The sequence below is a fragment of the Amycolatopsis cihanbeyliensis genome, assembly GCF_006715045.1.
Classification (GTDB): Bacteria; Actinomycetota; Actinomycetes; order Mycobacteriales; family Pseudonocardiaceae; genus Amycolatopsis; species Amycolatopsis cihanbeyliensis.
In genome coordinates, this window is the sequence record NZ_VFML01000001.1 from 968690 (window position 1) to 995396 (window position 26707).

The window sequence follows — 26707 nt, forward strand, 5'->3', positions numbered from 1 at the left end:
TCCGACGCCGCAGCCAATACTGAAACTTGTTCTAGTCTTAACCACGGCGGCGGATCACGGCAAGTGCCATTCCCCCACCCGCCGCAAACCTACTCTAGAGTAGGTACACATGCGGCAGACCTTCCTCGCCCGCAGGGCGCTCGATCTGGCGATCACCGCCAACGCGCTCCGGCCCGTACGCGGGGCACGCGCGGCCGTACCCGCCTTCCTGGCCGGCATGGTCGCCACCGAACTGGCCCCGCAACTGCTCGCGCTGAACCTCGCCGACACCGCGACGCATGTGGCACGGCACGGGATCCGCGGCCGCGCGGACCGGGCGGGGCTCGCGCTGGCCGCCGCCTCGGCCGGCGGGCTCGGCGCCGCCATCCTCTCGGCCCAGCGGGCCCGGAGTGAGGTGGAGACCGCGCTGGCGGAAGCGCTCGGCCCCGGCTACGCCGACCGGCTCGGCCCACCACCGTCCCCGGCCGGGATCCGGCGGGATCGGGACATCGCCTACGCTCCTGGCGGCAAGCGGTTCCTGCTGGACGTGTACCGGCCGCGTGTACCGGATGATCGGCCCCGACCGGTGCTGCTGCAGGTGCACGGCGGGGCCTGGATGTACGGCAGCAAGGACCTCCAGGGGTTGCCGCTGATGGTGCATCTTGCCCGGCGCGGATGGGTCTGCGTGGCGATCAACTACCCGCTCGCCCCCGCCGCGCGCTGGCCGGCGCACATCGTGGCGGCGAAGCGGGCCGTGGCCTGGATCCGCGAACACATCGCCGGCTACGGCGGCGACCCGGGACGACTCGCGGTCACCGGCGGTTCGGCCGGCGGACACCTGGCGGCCCTGCTGGCGTTGACGGCGGGCGATTCCCGGTTCCAGCCCGGTTTCGCGGAGGTGGACACGAGCGTGCAGGCATGCGTGCCGCACTACGGGGTTTACGACTTCGCCGCGAGCAGCGGTTCCCGGGCGAGCGCGTTCCGGCTACGGTCCGTGCTGGCCCGGCGGGTCGTCGGCAAGGATCCGGACGAGTTCCGCGCGGAGTATCTCGCCGGCTCGCCACTGGATCGCGTCACCGCGGCCGCGCCGCCGTTCCTGGTGCTGCACGGTGAGCACGACTCCCTGGTCCCGGTCCGGGAGGCCAGGGAGTTCGCCAGGCGGTTGCGTGAGGTGTCCGCCAACCCGGTGGGCTACGCGGAGCTGTCCGGCGCCCAGCACGCCTTCGACCTGCTGCCCTCGATCCGCGGCGCCCATGTGATCCGGGGGGTCGCGCGCTTCCTGGAAGCCACCGTACGTCCACTCACGACCCCGGCTCGCGAGGAAGGCCGAGCAGTCGCTCCCCGGCCACGTTGAGCAGCACCTGCGTGGTGCCACCCGCGATACTCAGGCAGCGGGAGAGCAGGAACTCGTGCTGCACGGCCGAGCCGTCCCCCTCCGCCACCGCGCCGTCCGGACCGAGCAGGTCCAGCGCGACCTCGGCCACCGCCTGCCGCTGCCGGACCCCGGCCAGCTTGCGCACGCTGGACTCGGCATCCGCCTGCTGCCCGTCCAGCCGGCGCAGGGTGGCCCGCAGCCCGAGCATCGAACCCGCCGATCCCCCGGCGACCAGGCCGCCGAGCCGCTCCAGCAGTGCCGGGCCCGGCTCGGGCGGCGCCGCGCCGAGCAGGGCCTCGACGCCGTCGCCCACCGAGGAACCGCCGGCGAGGGCGACCCGCTCGCTGGCGAGGGTGGTGCGGGCGAGCCGCCAGCCGCCGTCGACCTCGCCGACCACGCAGTCGTCCGGGACGAACACCTCGTGCAGGAACACCTCGTTGAACACCGCCTCCCCGGTGATCTCCCGTAGCGGCCGCGCCTCGATCCCCGGTGAGCGCATGTCCACGAGGAAGTAGGTGATTCCCTTGTGCTTCGGCGCGTTCCGGTCGGTCCTGGCCAGGCAGATGGCCCAGTCCGCGGTATGGGCCAGCGAGGTCCATACCTTCTGACCGGTGAGCAGCCAGCCACCCTCGGCGCGGACCGCGGTGGTGCGCAGCGCGGCCAGGTCGGAGCCGGCTTCCGGCTCGCTGAACAGCTGGCACCAGGTGATCTCGCCGCGCAGCGTCGGGCCGACGAACCGCCGCTGCTGCGCGGGGGTGCCGTGCCGCAGGATCGTGGGTGCGGCCCAGGCACCGATCACCAGGTCCGGCCTGCGCACTCCCGCCCTGGTCAGCTCGGCTTCGATCACCAGCTGGCGCCCGGCGGGAGCGTCCAGCCCGTACGGCCGCGGCCAGTGCGGCATGAGGTACCCGGTCTCGACGAGGCGGGCACGCTGCCGCTGTGCCGGGAGGCCCGCGATCTCCTCGGCCACCGCCCGCGCCTGCTCGGTGACGCCGTCCTCGGCGTGGTCGCTGAGGTCCACCTCCAGCCCGCGCCGGGTACCGGCCAGCACCAGCTCGGCCGCCCGGCGACGCCAGCGCGCCGACCCGCCGAACAGCTGGCGCGTCGCCACCGCGCGCCGCAGGTAGAGGTGCGCATCATGCTCCCAGGTGAAGCCGATCCCACCGAGCACCTGGATACAGTCCTTGGCGTTGTCCACCGCGGCGTCCAGCGCGGAGGCCGCGGCCACGGCGGCCGCGAGGGCGTGCTGCCCCGCCGGGTCGGCGGCGGCGCGGGCGGCGTCCCAGGCCAGCGCCGCGGCCAGCTCCGCGCGACACAGCATCTCCGCGCACAGGTGCTTGACCGCCTGGAAGGAGCCGATCGGCCGGCCGAACTGCTCGCGCACCTTCGCGTACTCGGTCGCGGTGCGCACGCACCATCCGGCCACGCCGGCCGCCTCGGCCGCGGCCAGGGTGAGCGCCAGGTCACCGACCGTGGACCCCTCCAGGTCCGGGAGCAGGGCGTCCGGCGGCACCCGCACCTCGTCCAGCTCCACGAAACCCAGCTGCCGGGACACGTCCAGCCCGGGCGCCTCGGTGACGCGCACGCCGGGGCTGTCCGGCGGGAGCAGGAACCACTCCGGTCGCCCGTCCAGCTCGGCGGCGAGCAGCAGGTGGACGCCGGGCCGCGCGTCCAGGACCGGGCCGAGCCGCCCGCTCACCAGGAACCCGCCGTCGGGATGGACCGTCGCTCCCGCCCGCTCCTCGTAGACCACCGCGGCCCACGCGCTACCCTCGGCCAGCGCAGGCAGCAGTTCCTTGGCGGGTCGGGAGTCCGGGGCGCCGGCGAGCGCGAGCCCGGCGAGCAACCCGCCGAACACCGGGCCCGGAACCAGCCCGGCCGCGACCTCCTCGAGCCCCGCGACCAGGTCGATCACCGACCCACCGGCGCCACCCAGCTCCTCGGGCACCGCGACCCCGAACAGACCCAGCTCAGCGAGTTCGTCCAGCAGGTCGGGATCGGTGTCCCGCGCGCGCACCGCCGAGCAGGGCTGTCGCGTGGACACCCACGCCCTGATCGACTCGGCCAGCGCGCGCTGCTCCTTGGTGATCGCGATCGGCACGAGCCCTCCAACCGGGGAAGAACGGACACGACAGACTCGGCCATAGTAGAACTTGTTTCAGTTTCGTGTCGAATGAGCCAGCGGTTGAACAAGCCTTCATATTGGGTACGCTACGCGTACAAAATGAAACAGGTTCGCTCATCAGGGGGAACAGACCGATGGCAGGCAAGCCCAAGGCGTCCGGGCAGACCAAGTCCCGTGGCGGCCTGAGCACGATCGGCGGCGAGGAACTCGGCTCCGCCGCCCAGCGCGACCGGCGCAAGCGCATCGTCGACGCGACGCTCGCGCTCGCCGCGAAGGGCGGCTACGACGCCGTGCAGATGCGCGCCGTCGCCGACAAGGCCGATGTCGCGCTGGGCACGTTGTACCGCTACTTCCCTTCCAAGATCCACCTGCTGGTCTCCGGGCTGGCCAGGGAGTTCCAGCGCGCGCAGGACAAGCTCGACCGGGGAACCATCCCGGGCGACACGCCGATCGAGCGGTTGCTGTTCGTCCTCGGCCGCAATACCCGGATGATGCAGCGCGACCCGCACCTCACCGAGGCGATGGTACGAGCGTTCATGTTCGCCGACACCACCGCGGCTGCCGAGGTGGAGCTGGTCGGCAGGACGATGGAGAGCATGTTCGCCAAGGCGATGGGCATCGAGGACCCGACCGAGCACGACCGGGCCGTCTTCCACGTGATCGCCGACGTCTGGATGGCGAACCTGGTCGCCTGGGTCACCCGCCGCGCCTCGGCCGCCGACGTCGCGCACCGCCTCGAGCTGGCCGTCCACCTCCTGCTGGACAAGCAGGAGGTGGTATAGGGGACCGATGAGATCCCGCCTGCTGGCCGTACTCCTCACCCCGCTGCTCGCCGCGATGCCGGCCGTCGCGGTCGCGGACACGCCTACCGTCGATCACCCACCGTGGTCCGGCCGGTTGCTGTCGTCCGAACGGCTCGACCTCACCGGTGCCGCCCTTCCGGACGGCACCGGCGGGTACCGGATGCGGTACCTGTCCACGACCCCACGCGGCGGCTACGCGGTGGTCAGCGGTTTCACCCTGCTACCGCCCGGTTCGGCACCGGCCGGCGGGTGGCCGGTCATCGCGTGGGACCACGGCACCACCGGGATCGGGGACCGCTGCGCCCCTTCCCGTAACCCCGGCGCCGCCTACGGTCCCACGCTGGGTGAGTTCCTGCGCGACGGCTACGCGATCGCCGCCACCGACTACCCCGGCCTCGGCACCCCGGGCGTGCACCCGTATCTCGTGTCCGAGTCGGAAGCACTGGCCACTGTGGACTCGGTGCGGGCCGCCCGCCGGCTCGCACCGGAACTGTCCGCGCGGTGGTTCGCCGCTGGACACTCGCAGGGGGGCCAGGCCTCGTTCGCCACGGCCGAGCTGGCCGGCGAGTACGGTGACGGTCTGGATTTCGGCGGTTCGATCGTGTACGCCCCGGCACCGAACATGACCGGGGCGGTGGGCGAACGTTCCCTGGACGATCCGGTGTTGCAGGCCTTCTACTCGATGATGCTGGTCGGGTTGAAAACCCAGCATCCACGCCTGTCCTACGGCGACTACCTCGGCCGGCGGGCACGACGCCTGTTGCCCGCCGTGCACCAGGCGTGTTTCAACGACCTGGCCACTCGGTTCATCGAGGCCGAGTTGCCCGCCGAGCAGTTCGAGCCGAAGAGTGAGGCGGCCGCCGAACGGTTGCGCGACTGGTTCGCGGAGAACGAGATCGGCCAGGAACGCGCCGATGGCCCGGTATTCGTCGCCCAGGGGTCCGCCGACCCGATCGTCACCCAGCCAGGGACCGACATGATCGTCGCCGAGTCCCGCAAGCATGGCTCCACAGTGGAGTACCACGTATATCCTGGCGCCGACCACGGTAGCGTGCTGACGGCCGCGAGCGCGGACGTCTTCGCCTGGCTGTCGCGGCACTGACCCCGTGGGGCCGGGTCCCGCCCAGCGGAACCCGGCCCCGCGCGGTCAGCGGGTCAGCTTCGGGATCACCTCGCGGCCGAAGACCTCCAGCCACTCGTCCTGGTTGCGCCCCACGTTGTGCAGGTAGATCCGGTTGAACCCGGCGTCGACGAACTTCTGCAGCGCGGCCCGGTGCACATCGGGGTCGGCGGAGACCACCATCCGGCCCTCGAAGTCCTCCGGGCGCACCAGCTTGGCCATCTGCTCGAAGTCGAACGGCGAACGGATGTCGGCCTTGGGGAACTTCATCCCGCCGTTCGGCCACTGCTCCATCGCGTTCCGCCAGGCTTCCTCGTCGGTGGCGGCCCAGGAAAGGTGCACCTGCAGCAGCTTGGGCATGGTGTCCGGGTCCTTGCCTGCCTTGCGCGCGCCCTTGCCGAAGTTCTCCAGGATGCCGCTGAGCTTCTCCAACGATGCCCCGGGCGTGATCAACCCGTCGGCGAGCTCGCCGGTCTTGCGGGAGGTGTACGGCGCCGCCGAGGCGATGTAGATCGGTGGCGGGGCGTCCGGCAGGGTCCACAGCCGCGTGGTGTGCAGCTTGAAGAACTCGCCGCTGTGCTTGACGTCCTTGCCGCTGAACAGCTTGTGGATGACCTCGAGCGCCTCGAGCATCCGGCGCACCCGTTCGGGGGCCTCGGGCCAGTAGCCGCCGATGATGTGTTCGTTCAACGCCTCCCCGGAACCGATCCCGAGCCAGGTCCGGCCGGGGTAGGTGGCCTCGAGGGTGGCCGCGGCTTGCGCGATCAGCGCCGGATGCAGCCGGAAGGACGGGCAGGTCACCCCCGGGCCGAGGTCGCCGGAGGTGTTCTCGGCCAGCGACGCGAGCACGCTCCACACGAACGAGGCCTCGCCCTGCGCCGGCACCCATGGCTGGAAGTGGTCGGCCGCCATCTGGCCGGAGAATCCGTGCTGCTCGGCCAGCGCGGCCAAGCGCACCGACTCCCGTGGCGAGAACTGCTCCAGTGCCGCGGCGACACCGATCTGCACGTCACTCACGAATTCCTCCTCAACCCGGTCCGGCCGTCGATCGTCCACTCGGCAGCCAACCTACCCCGGCTCGGCCGGCACGTGCCTGTCACCGGTACGCCGCCACGACCTCGGCGAGGCCGTCCAGCTCGCGCAGGACCTCGCTCTCCCCCTGCGGCCGGAGCACGAAGGTGGCCCGCTCCACACCGGCTTCGGCGTAGCCGTCGAGGACGGCGCGGTTGTTGCTGTCCACCCCGCTGACGGTCACCGCGGCCTTCTCGGCATGCTCGGCGAGCAGGTCGAGCTGCGGTCGGATCTCGGCCGGGTCGCTGACGGCGAAGGGGAACCAGCCGTCGCCATGCGTGGCCACCCTGGCCAGGCTGGCCGGGCTGTTACCGCCGACGTAGATCGGCGGGTGCGGCTGCTGCACCGGCTTGGGCCAGGCGAAGATCGGGTCGAAGTCGACGTACCTGCCGTGGTACTCGGCCTGTTCCTCGGTCCAGATCACCTTCAGCGCCTCGAGCTGCTCGTTCATCAGCGCGCCACGGGTGCGTGGGTCGGTGCCGTGGTTGCGCATCTCCTCCCTGTTCCAACCCACCCCGACGCCGAAGATCACCCGACCGCCGGACAGCGTGTCCAGGCTGGCGACCTCCTTGGCGGTCTGGATGGTGTCGCGCTGGATCAGCAGTGCGATCCCGGTGCCGAGCCGCAGGTGGGTGGTCGTGACGGCGGCGGCGGTCAGCGCGACGAAAGGATCGAGGCTCCGGTAGTAGACGCCCGGCAGCTCCCCACCCATCGGGTAGGGACTCTCCCTGCTGGCGGGGATGTGCGAGTGCTCGGCGACGAACAGCGAGTCGAACCCGCGCTCCTCCAGCGCAGGGCCGAGCCGGTCGGGCCGAATACCGTCCGCGGTGACAAAGGTGGTCGCTCCGAACTTCATACGTGCCCCAACCCGCCCTACCCATCCCGCTATTCCGAGATCAGACATTGCGGCGGTACTGGCCGCCGACCTCGAAAAAGGCCTCGGTGATCTGGCCGAGGGAGCACACCCGCGCCGCGTCCATCAGCGCACCGAACAGGTTGCCCCCACTGGTGGCCACCTCACGCAGCCGGCGCAGCGCCGCACGCGCCTCGTCCGCGTTCCGCTGCTGGACGTCGGCGAGCCGGTTGAGCTGGGATTTCTTCTCCTCCTCGGTCGCCCGCGCCAGCTCGACCTCGCCTTCCTCCTCATCCGCGCCGTTCGGGTTCCGGAAGGTGTTCACGCCGACGATCGGCAACGACCCGTCATGCTTGAGCCGCTCGTAGGTGATCGACTCGTCCTGGATCCTGCCGCGCTGGTAGCCGGTCTCCATCGCACCGAGCACCCCGCCCCGTTCCGAGATCCGGTCGAACTCGGCCAGCACGGCCTCCTCGACCAGGTCGGTCAGCTCGTCGATGATGAACGAGCCCTGCAGCGGGTTCTCGTTCTTGGAAAGACCCCACTCCTTGTTGATGATCATCTGAATGGCCATCGCCCTGCGCACCGAGCTCTCGCTCGGGGTGGTGATCGCCTCGTCGTAGGCGTTGGTGTGCAACGAGTTCGCGTTGTCGTACAGCGCGCACAGGGCCTGCAGCGTAGTGCGGATGTCGTTGAAGCTCATCTCCTGCGCGTGCAGCGAGCGGCCCGAGGTCTGCACGTGGTACTTCAGCTTCCGCGAGCGCTCGTTCGCGCCATACCGCTCGCGCATCGCCACCGCCCAGATCCGCCGGGCCACCCTGCCGAGCACCGAGTACTCCGCGTCCATCCCGTTGGAGAAGAAGAACGACAGGTTCGGCGCGAACTCGTCGATGTCCATCCCGCGCGCCAGGTAGGACTCCACGTAGGTGAACCCGTTGGCCAGGGTGAAGGCCAGCTGCGAGATCGGGTTCGCCCCGGCCTCGGCGATGTGGTAGCCGGAGATCGACACCGAGTAGAAGTTGCGCACCCCGTGCTCGATGAACCACTCCTGGACGTCGGCCATCATCCGCAGCGAGAACTCGGTGGAGAAGATGCAGGTGTTCTGCCCCTGGTCCTCCTTGAGGATGTCGGCCTGCACGGTGCCGCGGACGTTGCGTAGTGTCCACTCGCGCACCTGCGCGGCCTCGGCATCGGAGGGCTCCCGCCCGTGCTCCTCCCGGAACGCCGCGAGCCGCTGGTCGATCGCGGTGTTCAGGAAGAACGCCAGGATCGTCGGCGCCGGCCCGTTGATCGTCATCGACACCGAGGTGCTCGGCGCGGTGAGGTCGAACCCGTCGTAGAGCACCTCCATGTCCTCCAGCGTCGCGATGGAGACGCCGGAGGTGCCTACCTTGCCGTAGATGTCCGGCCGGGTGTCCGGATCGTGCCCGTACAGGGTCACCGAGTCGAAGGCGGTGGACAGCCGCTTGGCCTCGGAATCGGAGGAGAGGTACTTGAACCGCCGGTTCGTGCGGAACGGGTCGCCCTCCCCCGCGAACATCCGCGCCGGGTCCTCACCCTCCCGTTTGAACGGGAAGACGCCGCCGGTGTACGGGAAGTACCCCGGCAGGTTCTCCCTGCGCAGGAAGGACAGCAACTCGCCGGGATCGGTGTAGCGCGGCAGGGCCACCCGCGGGATCCGGCTACCGGACAGGGTGTCCCGCCACAACTGCGTGTGCAGTTCCTTGTCCCGGACCCGCACCACCAGCTCCTCGGCCCGGTAGGACTCGGCCAGCTCCGGCCAGGCCTCCAGCAGCCGCCGCGACTCGGCATCCACTTCCTGCTCGGCCCGCTCCAGCAGCCTGGAGACGTCCCCGGTGCCGGAACCGGCCTCGGCCAGCGCGTCCCGTGCCGCGCTCAGGTGCTCGCGGGTGCGCACCGCCTCGGCCTGGGCGCGGGTGTGCTCGTGGTACCCGCGCACCGTCGCGGCGATATCGGCGAGGTACCGGGTGCGGGAGGACGGGATGATCGTCGAGGCGTCGGTGGAGACCTTGCCCTCCACCGCGGGCAGTACCCCGGCCGACACCGAGAGGCCGAGCTCGGCCAGGTCGTCCCGCAGGTGCTGGTACAGCGCGGTCACGCCGTCGTCGTTGAACTTCGCCGCGCTGGTGCCGTACACCGGCATGTCCTCCGGCGCGGAGCCGAACGCCTCGCGGTTGCGCACCAGCTGCCTGGCCACATCCCTGCGGGCGTCCTCCGCGCCGCGGCGCTCGAACTTGTTGATCGCCACCGTGTCCGCGAAGTCCAGCATGTCGATCTTCTCCAGCTGGGACGCGGCGCCGAACTCCGGCGTCATCACGTACAGCGAGTAGTCGACGTGGTCCACGATCCCGGCGTCGCCCTGGCCGATACCGGGGGTCTCCACGACCACCAGGTCGTAGCCCGCCGCCTTGCAGGCCAGCACCGCCTCGTCCAGCCCGGTCGGGATCTCGCCGCTGGTGGTGCGGGTGGCCAGCGAACGGAAGAACACCGGCGCCCCGTCCAGGCAGTTCATCCGGATCCGGTCGCCGAGCAGCGCGCCACCCCCGCGCCGCCGGGAGGGGTCGACCGCGAGCACCGCGATGCGCAGCTTGTCCTCCTGGTCAAGCCGGAACCGGCGGACCAGCTCGTCGGTGAGCGAGGACTTCCCCGAACCCCCGGTGCCGGTGATACCGAGTACCGGCACGGTGCGCGCCTTCGCGGCGTCGGCGATCGCCGAGCTCCACGCGTCGGGCAACGCGCCCGCCTGCAAGCGCGTGACCACCCGAGACAGCGTGGGCACGTCGCCGGAGATCAGGGTGTCCACCGAGCCGGTCTCCTGGGAACCGAGGTCGACATCGCAGGCCTGGATCATCCAGTTGATCATCCCGGGCAGGCCCATCTCCAGGCCGTCGTCCGGGGAGAAGATGCGCGCCACCCCGCGCGAGTGCAGCAGCTCGATCTCCTCCCGCACGATCACGCCGCCACCGCCGCCGAACACCTTGACGTGCCCGGCGCCGCGCTCGGCGAGGAGTTCGACGAGGTAACTGAAGTACTCGACGTGCCCACCCTGGTAGGCACTGATCGCGACGCCCTGCACGTCCTCCGAGATCGCGGCGGTGACCACCTCGTCCACCGACCGGTTGTGCCCGAGGTGCACCACCTCGGCGCCCTGCGACTGCAGGATGCGCCGCATGATGTTGATCGACGCGTCGTGCCCGTCGAAGAGGCTGGATGCGGTCACGAACCGGACGGGGTTCGCGGGACGGTGCAGTTCGGCGTTCATACCTCCAAAATACTTGGACTTCCTACTATTTTGAAGGCATGACACCCCGTGATGGCGGTCACTCGACCCGTTACTGCGCTGCCGCCGAGCGGCGCGCGATCCACTGCCGCATCGCGTACTCGACCAGCGTGATCAAGGTCTGCTTGGTCGACTCCCTGTCCCGGGCGTCGCACCGCACGATCGGGGTGTTCGGATCGATCGACAGCGCCTCGCGCACATCGTTGACGTCGTGGTTCAGCACGCCGTCGAAGGTGTTCAGCCCGATGATGTACGGAAGACCGCGGTCCTCGAAGAAGTCCACCGGGGCGAAGGAGTCGGCCAGCCGTCGCGTGTCGGCCAGCACCACGGCACCGATCGCGCCGCGCACCAGGTCGTCCCACATGAACCAGAACCGCTGCTGCCCCGGCGTGCCGAACAGGTAGAGGATCAGGTCCTCGTCCAGCGAGACCCGCCCGAAGTCCATCGCGACGGTGGTCGTGGACTTGTTCGGGGTCGCCTCGAGGTCGTCGATGCCCGTGCTGGCGTCGGTCATCATCGCCTCGGTGGTCAGCGGCACGATCTCGGACACCGACCCCACGAAGGTGGTCTTACCAGCGCCGAACCCGCCGGCCACGACGATCTTGGCTGACGTCATGGTCGGCGCCGCGGTGCCGCTACCCGCCGCCTGGCGGGCTACACCTTCCGCATTCCGCGGTGCCTTAAAGCCGACGGAGTCCACTCAAAACCCTTTCCATCAACATCAGATGTTCCTCGGCGCCGTCGTCACTCGAGACGGTCCTGTGCACAGCGATCAGACCCGCATCCGCCGCATCACTAATCAGGACTCGCGCGACACCGAGTGGAACCCGGAGGGCCGAGACTATCTCGGCGACCGACCGCGGGATCCGGCATTCTTCCATGATTAATCGATGTTCGACCAGCTCGGGCGTCGGCATGGCCTCGCCCTCGCGGGTGGAGAGCAATGTCTCCAGCTCCAGTGCGTAGTTGGCCTTGGTCCGGCCACCGGTGATGGCATACGGGCGGACGAACCCCGTTTCCTCTTCCGCCGCCGGCAAGGGAATGGCTTCGGCAGACACGCGCTGCTCCTTTCCGGTCGAGTGCCCAGGGTGTGCGGCGCCCGCGTCGCCGCGCGAGTCCTCCTTGCTCTTCTTCTTACGCTTCTTCCTGCCGCGCCCGGAGTCCAAGGTGAAGGAGTTGAGCACATCGGCGAACGTGCTCTCCTCCGAGCGCCTGTTGGCGGCGCCGCTCCCCTCCTCCGGGGGCCGACTGTCCGCACCCGGCTCTTCACCGAAGAACCCCGATCCCGTGCTCATCAGCCCACCGGTTCACCGATCAGCGAGCCGCCCGAGCTCTGCAGCTGCGCGCGCAGCTCCGGGGTGAGGATCTGCCCGACGCGATCGACGAGCAGGGTCATCTCGTAGGCCACCTGCCCGATATCGCAGTTCGGGGCCGCGAGTACGGCCAGGCAGGAACCGTCGCTGATGGACATCAGCACCATGATGCCCAGCTCCATCTCGACCACGGTCTCGTTGACCGATCCTGCCTCGAAGCACCGCGCGGCACCCTGGGTGAGGCTCACCAGCCCGGAAGCAACCGCGGCCAGCTGGTCGGCCCGGTCCAGCGGGAGGCGGTTCGACGAGGTCAACAGCAGCCCGTCCGCGGAGACGACCACCGCGTGAGCCACACCGGGCACCCGCTCGGCGAAGTCGTTGACCAACCATCCGAACTGATTCTGCTGAGGCTGTGCCCCTTCCGGCGAGGTCATTCACCCTCCACTTTCTCTTGGTTGCCTTCGGCCGGCTCAGCGGTCTGGTGCCGGCCCCGGCGGATTCCCTGCTGGAAGCTGCTCAGCCGCCCACGGACGTCGGCGGGATCGCGCTCGACGCGCGGTGCCGCCTTCGCCGGTCCCGCGCTGCCCGGCAGCAGCCGTTCGCCACGACGACGCCGGGGCAACCCCGCCGAAGTATAGGCGGACGGTGATGAGTTCGTCGCCGACCGTGCGGCCCGCTGCCGCTCGTCGGACGCGAACGACCAGTCGCCATCCGCGTCGCCCTCGCCGCCTGCCCGCTGCTCCGGCTGCTGTACCTGCTCCGGCTGCTGCGGACGCTGTGCCTGCTGTGCCCGCTCCGGACGGTCCGGCTGCTCGCCGGTGCTGCGCCTGCGCCCCCGGCTGAGGCCTTGCTGGAAACTGCTCAGCCTGCCCCGGACATCGGCCGGATCCCGGGCGGGCAGCTCCGCGGCCTTACCCGAGGAACCCTCCCCTGCGCCCTCCGTACGCGCCGCGCTGCCCGGCATCAGGTACTCCCCACGCCGGCGGCGGGGCAGGCCGGCTGAGGTGTAGCTGGACGGCTCGGTCCGGGACACCGCCTGCACCGTACGCCAACTCTCGTCGCTGGCGAAGTCCCAGCTCTGCATGGCCGCGCTGGCGGCGTCGTCTCGCTCGTCCTTCGCCTTCGGCTGCTCCTCGGCGGTACGGAACCAGGCGGACAGGGTGGCGTCGAAGATCGGGGTGGTCTCGGTGCGCCAGTCGTCGGCCTGCTGCGCCCTGCGGGCGGCGTCGGCCGCCGTGGTCGCGGCGCTCCACCAGTCACTCAGTACGGTGCTGTTCGCCTCGAACAGTTCCTTGCCACCGGGCACCGCACCGCGTGGCCTGCGCCGGGCCGCCTGGCTCGCGGCCGGGTGCTGCACGCGCTCGGTGGACTCGGTGTCGTCCGCCGGCTCGGTACCTCCGGCGGTTTCCGTGCTCTCCGCCGACACCGCGGTCGTCGCCGCCTCGGACGGCGGGACCTCGTCCGGCCCGTCCTGCTCGGTCGGCCAGGCGGCCTCCTCGGCAGTGGGTTCCTGGCGTGGCGCGGGTTGGTCGGTGGGTCGCGGGCGTGGCGGCTGCTGCGACTGCTGCGAAGGCTGCGACGGTTTCGTCTGCTTGGACCGCTCGGCCTCGGTGCCGTCCCGCTCGATCGGGCTGAACAGCGCCGTGCCGGAAACCTCCATCTCCGACGGCGGTCCGGCGGTGCGCGGCGGCGGTGCCTGCTGGCCTTCGCCGAACCCGTTCACCGCGGCACCGTGTGGCGCCGCCACGCTCGGCCGCTCCACCGGAGTGCCGTTCACCTGCCGCTGCCGCCGCGGCAACGAGCCGCCGACCACCTGCTGCGGCGCCGACGCCGCGGGCTGCTCGGGCGCCTGCGGGGCGGTGTCCTCGGCCACCACCAGCCCGGCCGGGACGGTGACGGTCGCTCGCACGCCCGCGATGTCCTTACCGCCGTGCAGGGTCACGCCGAAGCCGTGCCTGCTCGCCAGCCTGCCGACCACGAACAGGCCCATCCGGCGTGAGGTAGCCAGGTCCACCGAGGCCGATTCGGTCAACCGGGCGTTGGCCTCGGCGACCTCGGTCTCGTTCATGCCGATGCCCTTGTCCATGATGTCCAGTGACAGCGACCCGTCGTCCATCAGCTGGGTGGCCACGATGACCTGGGTGTCCGGCGCGGAGAACGCGGTGGCGTTGTCCAGCAGCTCGGCGAGCAGCCGCATCAGATCGCTCGCGGCGTAGCCGAGCACCCGCGAGGCGGGCGGGGTACGCACGGCGACCCGCTGGTACTGCTCGATCTCGGACACCGCGGCCCGCAGCACGTCCGTAGTGCTGATCGGCTGGCCCGACCGGCGACCGGGCTCGGACCCGGACAACACCATCAGGTTCTCGTTGTTGCGCCGCATCCGGGTGGCGAGGTGATCGAGCTGGAACAGGGTGGCCAGCTGGTCGGCGTCCTCCTCGTCACGTTCCAGCCGCTCGATCAGCTGTAGCTGGCGCTGCACCAGGCTCTGGCTGCGCCGGGAGAGGTTGACGAACACGTTGCTGTATCCGGTGCGCATCGCGGCCTGCGCGACGGCCAACCGCAACGCCTGGCTGTGCACGGCGTCGAACGCCCTGGCCACCTGCCCGACCTCGTCGGCGGTACGCACCGGAACGGGCTGCAGCTCGGTGCTCTGCGGGCGGCCCTCCTGGATGTTGTGCACCGCGGCGGGTAGCTGGGTGTCGGCGACGTCCAGCGCGCTGGCCCGCAACACCCGCAGCGATCGGAGCAGCTGCCTGGTGATCACGAACACCACCGCCGCCGCCAGCACGAACGCGCTGAACAGCAGGACGGCGAGCAGGCCCGCGTCATTGCTCGAGCCCTCGACCAGCGCCGAGGTGGTCTCGCCGAGGCCGGTGCCGAGCCGGTCGGCCACGGTACCGAGCTGGTCGGTGACCGCGGTCGAGGCGCCCTGCCAGCGTTGCGGGTCGATCTGGCCGGACGCGTCCCCGCCCACGATCCGGTCGGCCAGGTCCGTTCGCGCCGCGAACTCCGCCCCGGACACCGTGCCGTCGTAGAGTTGCCGCTGCGAACCGCTCGCCGCCCCCCGGAACCCGGTCAACCGGTCGGCGAGGCGAACCTCCGCGGTACGCACCTGGTTGAGCTCGTCCGGGGTGAGGCCGCCGCGCGCGATGCCGTAGCCGCCGAGAGCCTGCTCGAAGGAGACCTGCTCGGCCGCGGCCAGCAGCGCGTGCAGCGCCGTCGGCGTGCCGCCGATCTCCGCGTCGCTCAGCCGCGAGACCAGCGTCGTGTCCAGCGCCAGCAGCGCACGGGTGATCGCCGAGTACTCCTCGATGGCCTGCGCGGAGTCGAGCTGGCCCGCACCGACCTGGTCCCGGATCCCGGGCAGCCGGTCGAGCTGGGTGCTCGCCTCCCCCTGGGCGCCACCCAGCGTGCCGTCCAGCTCCACCGCCCGGTCCGCCGTCTCGGACATCGCCGGAATCGCCCGGTCGAGTTCGGCCCGCGTGGTCTCCAGCTCGGCCGAGTCCCCGGCCAGTCCCTGGTTCAGCAGCCGCACGGTCTGGGTGCGCTCGTCCTGCACCTCGCCGAGCACCGTTCGCAGCTCGCCGTTCAGCGCGACCAGGGCCTCCATCCGTTCGTAGCCGTCGGCGCGCTCGACCTGGTTGGCTATGGTCGTCCCACCGAGCACCAGTGCGATGAGCATCGGGACGAGGGTGACCGCGGCCAACTTGACCGGCAGGCTCCAGTCTCGCCACTGCAGCAGTTCCCGCCACTTGACCCGCCATTTCGAGGGCTGGGGCGCTTGCTGGCCGAGGAGCTTCCCAACAGGCACTTGTCCTTGTCCTGCAACGGTCACGAAGGTGACTCCCTGTCCGGTTCGCCACTGGTCTGTTCGGTGCTGGTCTGTCCGGTACTACTGTCCATGTCCTGTCGACCCCCGTACCGGTCGACGCGGTGCTGGTCGACGCGGTACCGGTCGACCGCAACTCGCACGATGCAAGTGCAGGCGCACGAGCAACCGCACGAGCTTCGCGCCTTGGCCGGCACGGTAGCCAACGTGGCTAAAGAAGCGTACACCAATCGAGTGGAAATCAATTTCTCCGCACATACCCGACATGACCAGCCGAAATGATGTTGTGAATCCTTTCGCAAGGTCTTCTCGGCGACAACGCTTCGGCAAGCGAGCAATTCGGTTACAGATTCCATAAGGTCACCGGTTCGCGTGTCACCCACTCAGACCTTGCGACGCCGGCGCGCCGCGGGCGACGCCTACCGGGCGTACCCATACGCCGGGACATGGCCGAGATAAATTCCACGATGATGTGGTGTTTCATCGCCGGGCCGACACGGCCGACCGGCCTCGTCGCCGATCCGCTCGCGGGTACCTCCGGAACACCGCTCCCCGACTCGTGATCACGAACGGTAATTACTGACCGGTTACCCGACCCGTTCCCGATCATCGTACATCCGTCGGTTGCCGCATTCTCGCGGGTAAGGTCCACTACCGGTGTCCTATTCACAGGTCGGTTGTTCAGTCCGGGTCACGCCATAGCCGCTGCCGTGACCTGCAACGACCGCTCGCACGGGCCTGGCGGCCCGCGGTCGCTCGGTCGTTCTGAACAACTCTCCCGGCGTCCCACAACCCACTAACGAGTGAGGGCGGTGGACGTCGCTACCATGTGCGCCCTGCCTCGCGCAGTCCCGACCGCACCCCTGCCTCCGGAGAGCCCATGCACGATGTCGCACGCGCCACCACGGCAGGCAACCCGCTCGAGGAGACCGGCCGTATCCCGGTGATGTTCGGCGGGCGGGGGGCGGAGCCCCGGCCCGCGACCAGCGTGACCCCGGATTTCGAGCGCATCCAGCGCAGCTCCGAGTTCGGCGCCCTGCGCCGCAGGCTGCGCAGGTTCGTGTTCCCGGTGAGCCTGCTGTTCTTCGCCTGGTACCTCAGCTACGTGCTGCTCGCGGCCTATGCGCACGACTTCATGAGCACCAAGGTGTTCGGACAGGTCAACGTGGCGATGGTGCTCGGCATGCTGCAGTTCCTCAGCACGGTCGTGGTCACCGTGGCCTACCTGCGGTTCGCCAGGCGGCAGATCGATCCCCGGGTGGCCGAGATCCGCAGGCAGGCCGGGGTACCCGAGGCATGAGCGCAGCACTCGCCGCGGACGGGCGGATCCTCAGCGACCCGGTGCTGAACACCGGGGTGTTCGCGCTGTTCGTCGCCATCACCCTGTTCGTGGTCTACCGGGTCAGCCACCGCAACCGGTCGACCGCGGACTACTACGCGGCGGGCAGCATCTTCACCGGTCGGCAGAACGGGATCGCGCTGTCCGGCGACTTCCTGTCCGCCGCCTCCTTCCTCGGCATCGCCGGCGCGATCGCCATCCACGGCTACGACGGCTTCCTGTACTCGATCGGGTTCCTGGTCGCCTGGTTGGTGGATCTGCTGCTGATCGCCGAGCTGCTGCGCAACACCGGCCGGTTCACCATGGGCGACGTACTCAGCTTCCGGATGCGGCAACGACCGGTCCGGGCGGCCGCGGCCACCTCCACCATCGTGATCTCGTTCTTCTACATGCTCGCGCAGATGGCAGGCGCCGGCGGGCTGGTCGCGCTGCTGCTGAACATCCACAGTGGCTTCGGTCAGGCGCTGGTGATCGGCGTGGTCGGGCTGGTGATGGTGCTGTACGTGCTGGTCGGTGGCATGAAAGGCACCACGTGGGTGCAGATCATCAAGGCCGGCCTGCTGATCCTCAGTGCGACCGGGATCACCGTGTTCCTGTTCGGCAAGTTCGGCTTCAGCTTCTCCGGTTTACTGTCCGCGGCCGCCGACAACAGCCCGCTCGGCGAGAAGCTCCTCGAGCCCGGCGGGCGGTACGGCGCGAGCGACATCAGCAAGCTCGACTTCGTCTCGCTGGCGGTGGCGCTGATCCTCGGCGCCGCGGCACTGCCGCACGTGCTGATGCGGTTCTACACCGTGCCGAACGCGCGGGAGGCCCGCCGTTCGGTGGTCTGGGCCACCGCCTGCATGTTCGTGTTCTACCTCTGCACCCTGGTGATCGGGTTCGGTGCCGCCGCGCTGGTGGACCCGGAGACGATCCGCAACGCTCCGGGCGGGGAGAACTCCGCGGCCCCGCTGCTCGCACTGGAGATCGGCGGCAGCGTACTGCTCGGCATCGTCTCCGCCGTGGCCTTCGCCACCATCCTCGCCGTGGTGGCCGGGCTGACCATCACGGCATCGGCCTCGTTCGCGCACGACGTCTACGCGAACATCGTCAAGCGCGGCAAAGTCGGTGCGGACACCGAGATCCGGGTGGCCAGGTACACCGCGGTGGTCGTCGGTGTGCTCTCGATCGTCGGCGGTATCCTCGCCAACGGGCAGAACGTCGCGTTCCTGGTGGCGTTGGCCTTCGCCGTGGCGGCCTCGGCGAACCTGTCGACCCTGCTGTACTCCCTGTTCTGGAAACGCTTCAACACCATGGGAACTCTCTGCGGTATCTACGGCGGGCTCGCCGCATGCCTGGTCCTGGTGCTGTTCTCGCCGGTGGTGTCCGGTGCCCCTGACTCGGTCTTCCCCGGGATCGACTTCCACTGGTTCCCGCTACGCAACCCCGGCCTGGTGTCGATCCCGTTCTCCTTCCTCTGCGGCTTCGTCGGCACCCTGCTCGGCAGGACCAAGGCCGATCCGGGCAAGCACGCCGAGATGGAGGTCCGTTCGCTGACCGGCATCGGCGCCTGAGAACCTGATCTGGTGAGCACCACGTTCGACCGGATCAGGCGATTCCTGACCGAGCACGCACCATCGAGCCCGTGTCTCGTCATCGACCTCGACGCGGTGGCGGACCGGTACCGCGAAGTCGCCGCCGCGTTCGAGAACGCGCGCGTCTGCTACGCGGTGAAGGCCAACCCGGCTCCACCGGTGATCTCCACCCTGGTGTCGGCAGGCGCGAGCTTCGACGTCGCCAGCCCCGCGGAGATCAAGCTGTGCCTCGCCGCGGGGGCGGACCCGGAGTCACTGTCCTACGGCAACCCGATCAAGAAGCCGTCCGCGATCGAGTTCGCGCACAACGTCGGGGTACGCGAGTTCACCTGCGATGCCGAGGGCGACCTGGACAACATCGCCAGGTTCGCGCCCGGCGCTCAGGTACAGGTGCGGCTGCTGGTCGAGGCCCCGGACTCGGTGACTCCGTTCGGCCGCAAGTTTGGCTGCGTTCCGCGGCGGGCAACCGAGTTGTTGCTACGCGCGGTCGAACTCGGGCTGGAGCCGACGGGGGTGAGTTTCCATGTCGGTTCGCAACAACTGGACCCAGCGGCGTGGGAGCTGGCCGCGGCCGCCGCGGCGACGGTGTTCACCGCCTGCGCCGAGCAGGGGACGACGCTGCGCAGACTGAACATCGGCGGCGGCTTCGGGGTGTCCTACGACCGGGAGGCACCGTCGCTGGCGGAATACGCGGGCACCGTCGACGCGTCATTGCGAGCGCACTTCGGGCAGCCGCTGCCCGAGCTGGTGCTGGAGCCGGGCAGGGCGATGGTCGCCGAGGCCGGGCTGATCAGGGCCGAAGTCGTGCTGGTCGCACGCAAGTCGGCCACCGACCCGGCGCGCTGGGTCTACCTCGACATCGGCAGGTACAACGGTCTTGCCGAGACGGAGAACGAGGCGATCGCCTATCGCTTCGAGCCGGTCGACGACACCGGCACCGCCGAGGAGGAAGGGCCGGTGATCATCGCCGGGCCGACCTGCGATGGTGATGACGTGCTGTATCAGCACACGCCGTACCGGTTACCGCTCGCGCTACGCGCTGGCGATCAGCTGGACATCCTCGCCACCGGCGCCTACACGGCAAGCTACTCGTCGGTGGCGTTCAATGGAATCGAACCATTACCTACGTACTGCATTACTGGAGGGAGATTGATCAGTGCGCACTGAGTACCTGCGGCCACCGATCGGGGCGTTCGCCGGCCGGCACGTCCTTGCCGAGCTGGAGGGAATCCCGGCCGCGGCGCTCGATGATGTCGCGACGCTGCGCGACACCCTGGCTACGACGTTGAGTGAGGCCGGTGCGACGGTCTGCGATGTGATCTCGCACCGATTCCAACCGCAGGGCGTGACAGTGCTCGCCATGCTCGCGGAGTCCCACGCCTCGCTGCACACCTATCCGGAGATCGGCGCCGTGTTCGTCGACGTGTTCACCTGCGGCGAACGCGCCGATCCCGAGCGGGCGGCGGAGCTGCTGGCCAGCAAGCTCGGCGCCGCCTCGGTACGCATGTCCACCGTCGACCGCGGGCACCAGCCCGCAACCCAGGGGAGCTAGATTGACCGTTACACCACACCAGATCGTCGAGCCGCTCGGCCCGGGGCTGTCCCGGGTGTGGGACCTTCCCGAGGTTCTGCTCGATACCCGCACCGACTACCAGCACGTGGTGATCGCCAGGACGGCGCAGGGGATCACGCTGTTCTGCGACAACGACCGGCAGAGCACCGAGGAGAGCCAACTCGTCTACCATGAGGCGCTGCTCGTGCCGGCCGCGCTGCTGGCCGACGAGGTCCGCCGGGTGCTCGTGATCGGCTCCAGCGAGGGTGTGCTCAGCCAACAGGCGGTGGCCTTCGGGGCCGACCGCGTGGACCATGTCGACATCGACCGCGAGGCGGTCCGGGCCTGCGCCGAGTACCTTCCCTACGGTTACTCGCCCGCCGAGCTCGACGCGGCCGAGCGCGCGGACGGGCCGGTCCGGATGCACTACCGCGACGGTTGGGAGTTCCTCGCCGAGGCGGCGGCCGGCACGGAACGCTACGACATCGTGGTGATCGACCTTCCGGACGAGAACGCCGACCCCGAGGCGCAACACAACCGGCTGTACGCGAAGGACTTCCTACGGCGCTGCACCGAGGTACTCGCCCCCGGCGGCGTGCTGGCCGCACAGGCGGGCTGCCCGACGTTGTGGCGCAACGAGACGCTCATCGCGGCGACCCGGCGATTCTCGGAGATCTTCGGCACCGTGGTCTATTTCGGATCCGACGAGCACGAGTGGGCGTTCCTCAGTGGACGTGCCGACCGGATCGCCGACCCGGTGGACGGAATGATCCGCACGCTGTCCGGAGCCGGTTACCGACCATCTTCTGTGGACCCCGAGGCGCTACGCGGCTGCACGGTGCTGCCGCACAGCGTCCGGGTCGCGCTGGCTAGACCTTCTGGCCGGACCGGACGCGACGAGTAACGGCGCGCTCGGCCACGAAGGACACCAGCGGAACGCACCCCGCGAGCAGGACCAGCACCGCGCCCTTCACCGACCAGCGCGCCTTGATCGCCAGATCCACGGTGAGCACCAGGTAGATCATGTACAGCACACCGTGGATCGGCGAGTACACGGCCGAGGGTTCCGGATTGTCGTAGCCGTACCGCAGCACCATGACGACGACCAGGCCGAGCAGGCCGATACCGGTCACGTAGGCGGCAATCCGGAACCTGGCCAGTGCACCGCGCCAGTGCGCGGTCGGGGCGGGGTCTTGGGTCTGCGCGGTCATGCTGTTGGCGGGCCTCTCTGCTGTCAGCGGGAGTTCTCCTGGTCTCGAGCGTGCAGCTCGGCCAGGTAACGGTTGTAGGCGGCGAGCTCGTCGTCGGCTTCCTCCGCCTCGTCGGGCGCCGATGGCGCCGCGGGCGGGTTCGGCCGCTGCTCGGGGACCTGCGCGGGGGCGTGGCCCCACTCCTCGCGTCCGCTGGTGGGAGCCTCCGCTCGCGGCGTGGCCCGCTTGGCGAGCCTGCGCAGTCGCCAGAAGACGAAGGCGGGGAACAGACCGAACAGGGGCCACTGCAGCACGTAGCCGAGATTCTGGAAGCTACCGCTCGCCGAGGCGAAGCGCTCCCACTGCCACCAGGCGAGGCCACCGCACACCGCCATGCTCAACACGCACACGCCGACCATCAGGAGTCGGCGGGTCAACGTCGAGCTTGCGGCCACGTCTCGACGCTAGCACCCTGGCGGACCGGGTGGACGTGGCGGCCGCCCGTACCGGGAGGTCAGCGGCCCCGGGCCGCCTTGGCGTAGCGGTCGGCGAGGCCGAAGACCTTCTGCGCGTACTCCACCGAGTGGTTGTACGACATGACCCCGGCCCACCAGCCCTGCGCACCGGCCATATCCCTGCCGTCGGCGCACAGGTAGTGGGCCGCGGCCAGCGCGGCGTCGTCGATCTGCTGCGGGTCGCCGCGCCCGTCGCCGTTGCCGTCCGCGGCGTAGCGGGCCCAGGTGCTCGGGATGAACTGCATCGGGCCGACCGCCCGGTCGTGTCGCGCGTCACCGTCGAAGCGACCGCCGTCGGTGTCCGTGATGGCCTTCACGCCCGGTGAGCCGTCCAGGGGAACCCCGATGATCGGCTTGGACGGCCTGCCGTCCGCGCCGAACACGGCACCGCCGTAGCGGCCGTGGTTGGACTCGATCCGGCCGATACCCGCCAGCGTCGCCCAGGACACCCGGCAACCGGGTTGGGCAGAACGCAGCGCGAGCTCGGCGTGCCCGTAGGCCATCAGGGCCCGCGCCGGGACCCCGACGGCCGGCTCGGTACGCGCGGCCCACTCGGCGATCGACTGCGGGCCGGACCGCTGCTCGGCGGGCGGGTCCGGGCGTTCGGTCGCCCCACCGGCGGCGGCCTTGCCACCCGCGAGCGTGGTGTTCACCGGGGCGACACTGCCCGGCTCCACCTCGGCGGCGGCCACCTCGAGTGCCGGGATCTCCATCGTGGTCGGCCCGGCCTCCGGCGTCACCGCCGCGGTCACCACCCACACACCACCGGCACCCACGGCCAGCACGCTGGCCACGATGAGCAGCCTGCCCAGAATCCCGGCGCCCCGACGCCGCGCCGAGATCCCGTCTCCCGCCTCCGGGGCCGCGGAGTCACCGTCTTCGGTGCCCGCCTCGGCCGACGTGCCGCGCACGAACCACTGCCTCTCGCTCGCCAAGGATGCTGCAAACCTATGCGATCAACGACGCTACGCAGGCTAGCGTTACGCCGTTGCGAGGCGGTGGTGCGCCGCGCCGCCCGCTCAGCTCGCGTCGCGGCGCTGCCGAGCCAGCCTGGCCACGCACCACGCGGGCGCGCTGCCCCGCCGCAGGTGCTCCAGCACGGTCAGCGGTCCGAGACGCTTGCTCAGGTCGGCGGGAGTCAGGCCGGCGGCCCGATAGTCGAGTGCGCGCTGGTCGAGCGGGCTGATCCCGGCGTCCCACCAGCGCTCGGCCTCCGCGACGTCGCCGATCATCTGCCACCAGCCCGCGGCGGCGTTCAGCAACTCGACCGGCACCTCGGGCAGCCTGCTGCGCATGGCCGCCAGGTAGCCGGGGTCGGCGGAGTCGACGTTCGCCCAGGAGTCGGCCCCGGTACGGCTGCGCTGTCCGGGAATTCCCGGTGCCGGTTGCGGCGCGTCGGCCAGCCATGCCGACGCGATCCGGTCGACCTCCCTTTCCTCCGCGCTCCGCTCGCGCTCGGCGGCCCACTGCCGGATCAACGCATCAACTCCGGGATCTCCGGTCATCCCCTGCCTCCTTCACAACGCACTGCCGTAGCCGCAGCACGGGTCGAACACTGGGTCTTCGGGTCTTTGACAAGCACTGGTCTCTGACGAGCACTGGTTTTGTCACTGGATGGTGCGGCAATCGGCCGCTCACGCAATGTGAGCACCGTAGAACCGGACCCCGGTATTCCGCCAGACCCCGAGTGCGATGAATTCGTCGACCAGCATCTCCGACCCCGCATTCCACCCGGATGGTCGAGTCTTATGCCCCGGATCGTGGACTTCTTAACGGTGTGTAGTCATACCGGCTGTACGCAGCATCATAACCGGCGCCGTTACCGTACCGTTACCGCGCCGGTCAAGTCCCCGGAAGAAAGTCGAAACTCAGGAAAACACGTTCTCCACGAACGTCACAATGGCCTCGGCACCGTCTCGCAACCAGCCGAGCGCGGTACGTACCGCGTCCGCTGACTGATTCGGTTGAGAAATCAGGAGAAACAATACGAGTGCGACAGCACCGACGATCAGGATCTTCTTAATTCCCGGCGACATGGCTCCATCCGATCAAGTCGTCGGTCCCCGCGTCGGTCACGGAGCCCGGTACCTCCCAGCCAACATGGCCATCATCCCGCAGACCGCGAACACATGGGTACCTGTCACACGGACGGGCAGCCCTGTGCCACCAGCGCTGACTCACCGTATCCGACGAGCCGGTCCCCACTCTAGGAGAACGGCGCCCGAGCCTACCACCGGACACGCCCACGCCAACCCCTCCGCGCGGGCGACCCCGATCGGTCCAGCGTCCATGAACAGCCAACGCGTGCGCGCAGGGAGCAAACACGCGCGCGTGGATGGCCAACACACCCGGCGCGGCGTGTTGGCCACTCACGTCACCGTGTTTGCCATTCGCGTAGGCGAGTTGGCCGTGCACGGGTTAGTTGATCACGCCCTCGGTGCGCAGGCTCGCCAGTTCGCCGGGGTCCAGTCCGAGCTCGGCGAGCACCTCGGTGGTGTCCGCCCCCTTCTCGTGCGGCGGCTCCGGGGTGGCCGGCGGCGTGCGGTCGAACTTCGGTCCCGGTGCGGGCTGGACCACCCCGCCGACCTCGACGAAGGTGCCGCGTTCCGCGTTGTGCGGATGCTCGGCCGCCTCCCACGGGGACAGCACCGGCGTCAGGCAGGCGTCGGTGCCCTCCGCCCGCGCGACCAGCTCGTCCCTGGTGTACTTGCCGATCGCCTCGGCGACGATCTCGCGCAGCCGCGGCCACTCGTTCTGGTCCAGGTGGAACGGCAGGTTCTCGGCCTCCAGGTCGAGCACGGAGACCAGGGCCGCCCAGAAGCGCATCTCGATCGCGCCGACCGCCACGTACTTGCCGTCGGCGGTCTCGTAGGTGTCGTAGAACGGCGCGCCGCCGTCCAGCATGTTCTCCCCGCGCTCCCCCGGCCAGACCCCGGAGGCCCGCAGGCCGTGCAGGTGCGTGGTCAGCAACGCCGCCCCGTCCACCATGGAGGCATCCACCACCTGGCCCTGGCCGGAGGACGTGCGCTCGTACAGCGCCGCGAGCACGCCCATCGCGAGGAACAACCCGCCGCCACCGAAGTCGCCGACCAGGTTCAGCGGCGGCACCGGCCGCTCGCCCGCGCGCCCGACGGGCTCCAGCGCACCGGCGAGGCCGATGTAGTTGATGTCGTGCCCGGCGCTCGGCGCCAGCGGGCCGTCCTGCCCCCAGCCGGTCATCCGGCCGTACACCACCCGCGGGTTGCGCGCGTGCACCTCGGCGGGCCCCAGGCCCATCCGCTCGGCCACGCCCGGCCGGAACCCCTCCACCAGCACGTCCGCCTGCTCCACGAGGCGAAGCACCAGCTCGACCCCTTCGGCCGACTTGGTGTTCACGCCGATGGTCCGGCGGCCACGCATCAGCGGGTCGTACGGGAAGCCCAGCACGTCCTCACCGGGTGTCGCCCGGTCGACGCGGATCACGTCGGCGCCGAGGTCGGCGAGGATCGTGCAGGCGAACGGCGCGGGTGCCAGCCCGGCGAGCTCGATCACCTTCAGCCCGCGCAGCGGACCAGCCTTCATGCGGTTCTTCCTTTCCATCGGCCCCTGCTCAGAGCGTGCGGGAGATGATCTCCTTCATGATCTCGCTGGTACCGCCGAAGATCCGGGAGATCCGAATGTCCGCCCAGGCCCGCGCGATCGGGTACTCGGTCATGTAGCCGTAGCCGCCGAACAGCTGAAGGCAGTCGTCGACCACCTTGTTCACCCGCTCGGTGGTCCACAGCTTGGCCATCGCGGCGCCCTGCACGTCGAGCTCACCGCGCAGATGGCGCTCGACGCACTGGTCGAGGAAGGCCCGCGCGACCGCGGCCTCGGTCGCCGCCTCGGCGAGGGTGAACTTGGTGTTCTGGAAGTTGAACACCGGCCGGCCGAAAGCGGTGCGCTCCTTGGTGTACTCGATAGTCTGGTTGATCGCGGCCTCCATCCCGGCCACCGCCGTCACCGCGATCAGCAGGCGCTCCTGAGGCAACTGCTGCATCAGCTGGATGAAGCCCTGCCCCTCCGCCTCGCCGAGCAGGTTGGCAACGGGGACACGCACATCGTCGAAGAACAGCTCGGCGGTGTCCTGCCCCTTGAGCCCCACCTTGTCCAGCACCCTTCCGCGGCGGAAGCCCTCGGCCGCCGTCTCCACGACCAGCAGGGAGACGCCCTGCGCGCCCGCGTCCGGGTCCGGATCGGTCTTCACCGCGACCACCACCAGGTCGGCGTGCGCGCCGTTGGTGATGAAGGTCTTCGCCCCGTTGATCACGTACTCGTCGCCGTCACGGACCGCGCGGGTCTTGATGCCCTGCAGGTCGGAGCCGGTACCCGGCTCGGTCATCGCGATCGCGCCGACGAACTCCCCGCTGGCCAGCTTGGGCAGCCACTCGCGCTTCTTCTCCTCGCCGGCGTAGGCGAGCAGGTAGTGCGCCACGATCCCGTTGTGCACCGAGACGCCCCAGGCCCCGTCCCCCGCGCGGGCCTGCTCCTCGTAGAGCACGGTCTCGTGCGCGAAGGTCCCGCCGCCCCCGCCGTACTCCTCGGGGACGGACAGCGCCAGCAGGCCGACCTCGCCCGCCTTCGTCCACAGCTCGCGGTCGACCATCTTGGCCTCGATCCAGCGCTCCTGGTTCGGGGTCAGCTCCTTCTGGCAGAAGGTGCGGGCGAGATCGCGAAAGTCCTCCAGGTCGTCGGTACTCCACGAACTCCGCTGGATCTGCAGTGCCACGACGGGCCTCCTGACGTGCGA

23 protein-coding genes are annotated in these 26707 nt (G+C 69.9%); 8 read left to right on the forward strand and 15 right to left on the reverse strand.

Annotated elements, in window-relative coordinates; translation table 11 throughout:
- Positions 1–109: 109 nt before the first annotated feature.
- Entirely contained in the window at positions 110–1333 is a 1224-nt protein-coding gene (locus FB471_RS04150; protein WP_141996014.1) for an alpha/beta hydrolase, read from the forward strand.
- Here the strand turns inward: FB471_RS04150 and FB471_RS04155 are convergent.
- On the reverse strand, positions 1281–3455 hold the full coding sequence (locus tag FB471_RS04155) for an acyl-CoA dehydrogenase family protein (RefSeq protein WP_141996015.1): 2175 nt from the start codon (positions 3453–3455) through the stop codon (positions 1281–1283). The two genes, FB471_RS04150 and FB471_RS04155, sit on opposite strands and share 53 nt — an antisense overlap.
- Before the next feature lie 158 nt (positions 3456–3613).
- Here FB471_RS04155 and kstR point away from each other — a divergent pair, with 158 nt between their 5' ends.
- Together kstR and FB471_RS04165 are read left to right on the forward strand one after the other, a co-directional pair.
- Positions 3614–4261 carry a cholesterol catabolism transcriptional regulator KstR gene (gene kstR / locus FB471_RS04160; protein ID WP_141996016.1) on the forward strand — a complete coding sequence of 216 codons (648 nt, stop codon included), beginning with the start codon at positions 3614–3616 and terminating at the stop codon, positions 4259–4261.
- 7 nt (positions 4262–4268) lie between these two features.
- Entirely contained in the window at positions 4269–5384 is a 1116-nt protein-coding gene (locus FB471_RS04165; protein ID WP_141996017.1) for a lipase family protein, read from the forward strand.
- 45 nt (positions 5385–5429) lie between these two features.
- Here FB471_RS04165 and FB471_RS04170 read toward each other — a convergent pair whose 3' ends face one another.
- The 7 genes from FB471_RS04170 to FB471_RS04200 form a co-directional block, all read right to left on the reverse strand.
- Complete coding sequence (locus FB471_RS04170) at positions 5430–6419, reverse strand: TIGR03557 family F420-dependent LLM class oxidoreductase (protein WP_141996018.1); 990 nt, start codon at positions 6417–6419, stop codon at positions 5430–5432.
- Between the two features lie 79 nt (positions 6420–6498).
- Entirely contained in the window at positions 6499–7329 is an 831-nt protein-coding gene (locus FB471_RS04175; RefSeq protein ID WP_141996019.1) for an LLM class F420-dependent oxidoreductase, read from the reverse strand.
- A gap of 40 nt (positions 7330–7369) precedes the next feature.
- Complete coding sequence (icmF, locus tag FB471_RS04180) at positions 7370–10609, reverse strand: fused isobutyryl-CoA mutase/GTPase IcmF (RefSeq protein WP_141996020.1); 3240 nt, start codon at positions 10607–10609, stop codon at positions 7370–7372.
- A gap of 70 nt (positions 10610–10679) precedes the next feature.
- Complete coding sequence (locus tag FB471_RS04185; RefSeq protein ID WP_425457027.1) at positions 10680–11327, reverse strand: GTP-binding protein; 648 nt, start codon at positions 11325–11327, stop codon at positions 10680–10682.
- On the reverse strand, positions 11308–11922 hold the full coding sequence (locus tag FB471_RS34440; protein ID WP_211357941.1) for a DUF742 domain-containing protein: 615 nt from the start codon (positions 11920–11922) through the stop codon (positions 11308–11310). The genes FB471_RS04185 and FB471_RS34440 overlap by 20 nt, the downstream gene beginning before the upstream one ends.
- Positions 11922–12374: a roadblock/LC7 domain-containing protein gene (locus FB471_RS04195; RefSeq protein ID WP_141996022.1), complete on the reverse strand. Its 453-nt coding sequence runs from the start codon at positions 12372–12374 to the stop codon at positions 11922–11924. Before FB471_RS04195 ends, FB471_RS34440 begins: the two co-directional genes overlap by 1 nt.
- A complete protein-coding gene (locus FB471_RS04200) occupies positions 12371–15751 on the reverse strand; it encodes a sensor histidine kinase (RefSeq protein WP_141996023.1) in 3381 nt (1126 codons plus the stop codon). The genes FB471_RS04195 and FB471_RS04200 overlap by 4 nt, the downstream gene beginning before the upstream one ends.
- Positions 15752–16649: 898 nt before the next feature.
- On the opposite strand from FB471_RS04200, the gene FB471_RS04205 reads away from it, so the two are divergent.
- From FB471_RS04205 to FB471_RS04225, 5 genes are read left to right on the forward strand one after another with little or no spacing between them, the layout of a single operon-like run.
- Positions 16650–17069: a DUF485 domain-containing protein gene (locus tag FB471_RS04205; protein ID WP_141996024.1), complete on the forward strand. Its 420-nt coding sequence runs from the start codon at positions 16650–16652 to the stop codon at positions 17067–17069.
- On the forward strand, positions 17066–18661 hold the full coding sequence (locus FB471_RS04210; protein WP_141996025.1) for a solute symporter family protein: 1596 nt from the start codon (positions 17066–17068) through the stop codon (positions 18659–18661). The genes FB471_RS04205 and FB471_RS04210 overlap by 4 nt, the downstream gene beginning before the upstream one ends.
- A 12-nt stretch (positions 18662–18673) precedes the next feature.
- Positions 18674–19849 (forward strand): type III PLP-dependent enzyme, encoded by a 1176-nt coding sequence (locus FB471_RS04215; protein ID WP_141996026.1) that lies wholly within the window; start codon positions 18674–18676, stop codon positions 19847–19849.
- Positions 19839–20234, forward strand: a complete 396-nt coding sequence (gene speD / locus FB471_RS04220; protein ID WP_141996027.1) for an adenosylmethionine decarboxylase — start codon at positions 19839–19841, stop codon at positions 20232–20234. The genes FB471_RS04215 and speD overlap by 11 nt, the downstream gene beginning before the upstream one ends.
- 1 nt (position 20235) lies before the next feature.
- Positions 20236–21138, forward strand: coding sequence for a spermidine synthase (locus FB471_RS04225; protein ID WP_141996028.1), 903 nt, complete (start codon positions 20236–20238; stop codon positions 21136–21138).
- Here the strand turns inward: FB471_RS04225 and FB471_RS04230 are convergent.
- The 7 genes from FB471_RS04230 to FB471_RS04255 form a co-directional block, all read right to left on the reverse strand.
- The gene (locus FB471_RS04230; protein WP_141996029.1) at positions 21104–21445 is read right to left on the reverse strand and encodes a DUF3817 domain-containing protein; all 342 of its coding nucleotides are present in this window, start codon (positions 21443–21445) and stop codon (positions 21104–21106) included. The genes FB471_RS04225 and FB471_RS04230 overlap by 35 nt on opposite strands.
- Positions 21446–21468: 23 nt before the next feature.
- Entirely contained in the window at positions 21469–21879 is a 411-nt protein-coding gene (locus FB471_RS04235; protein WP_141996030.1) for a hypothetical protein, read from the reverse strand.
- A 59-nt stretch (positions 21880–21938) separates the two neighbouring features.
- Positions 21939–22781 carry a lytic transglycosylase domain-containing protein gene (locus tag FB471_RS04240; RefSeq protein ID WP_246076669.1) on the reverse strand — a complete coding sequence of 281 codons (843 nt, stop codon included), beginning with the start codon at positions 22779–22781 and terminating at the stop codon, positions 21939–21941.
- A 177-nt stretch (positions 22782–22958) separates the two neighbouring features.
- Entirely contained in the window at positions 22959–23444 is a 486-nt protein-coding gene (locus FB471_RS04245; protein ID WP_141996031.1) for a helix-turn-helix transcriptional regulator, read from the reverse strand.
- Between the two features lie 363 nt (positions 23445–23807).
- Positions 23808–23975, reverse strand: coding sequence for a hypothetical protein (locus FB471_RS33970; protein ID WP_170220697.1), 168 nt, complete (start codon positions 23973–23975; stop codon positions 23808–23810).
- Between the two features lie 382 nt (positions 23976–24357).
- Positions 24358–25500, reverse strand: a complete 1143-nt coding sequence (locus FB471_RS04250; RefSeq protein WP_141996032.1) for a CaiB/BaiF CoA transferase family protein — start codon at positions 25498–25500, stop codon at positions 24358–24360.
- A gap of 28 nt (positions 25501–25528) precedes the next feature.
- The gene (locus FB471_RS04255) at positions 25529–26686 is read right to left on the reverse strand and encodes an acyl-CoA dehydrogenase family protein (RefSeq protein ID WP_141996033.1); all 1158 of its coding nucleotides are present in this window, start codon (positions 26684–26686) and stop codon (positions 25529–25531) included.
- Positions 26687–26707 lie beyond the last annotated feature (21 nt).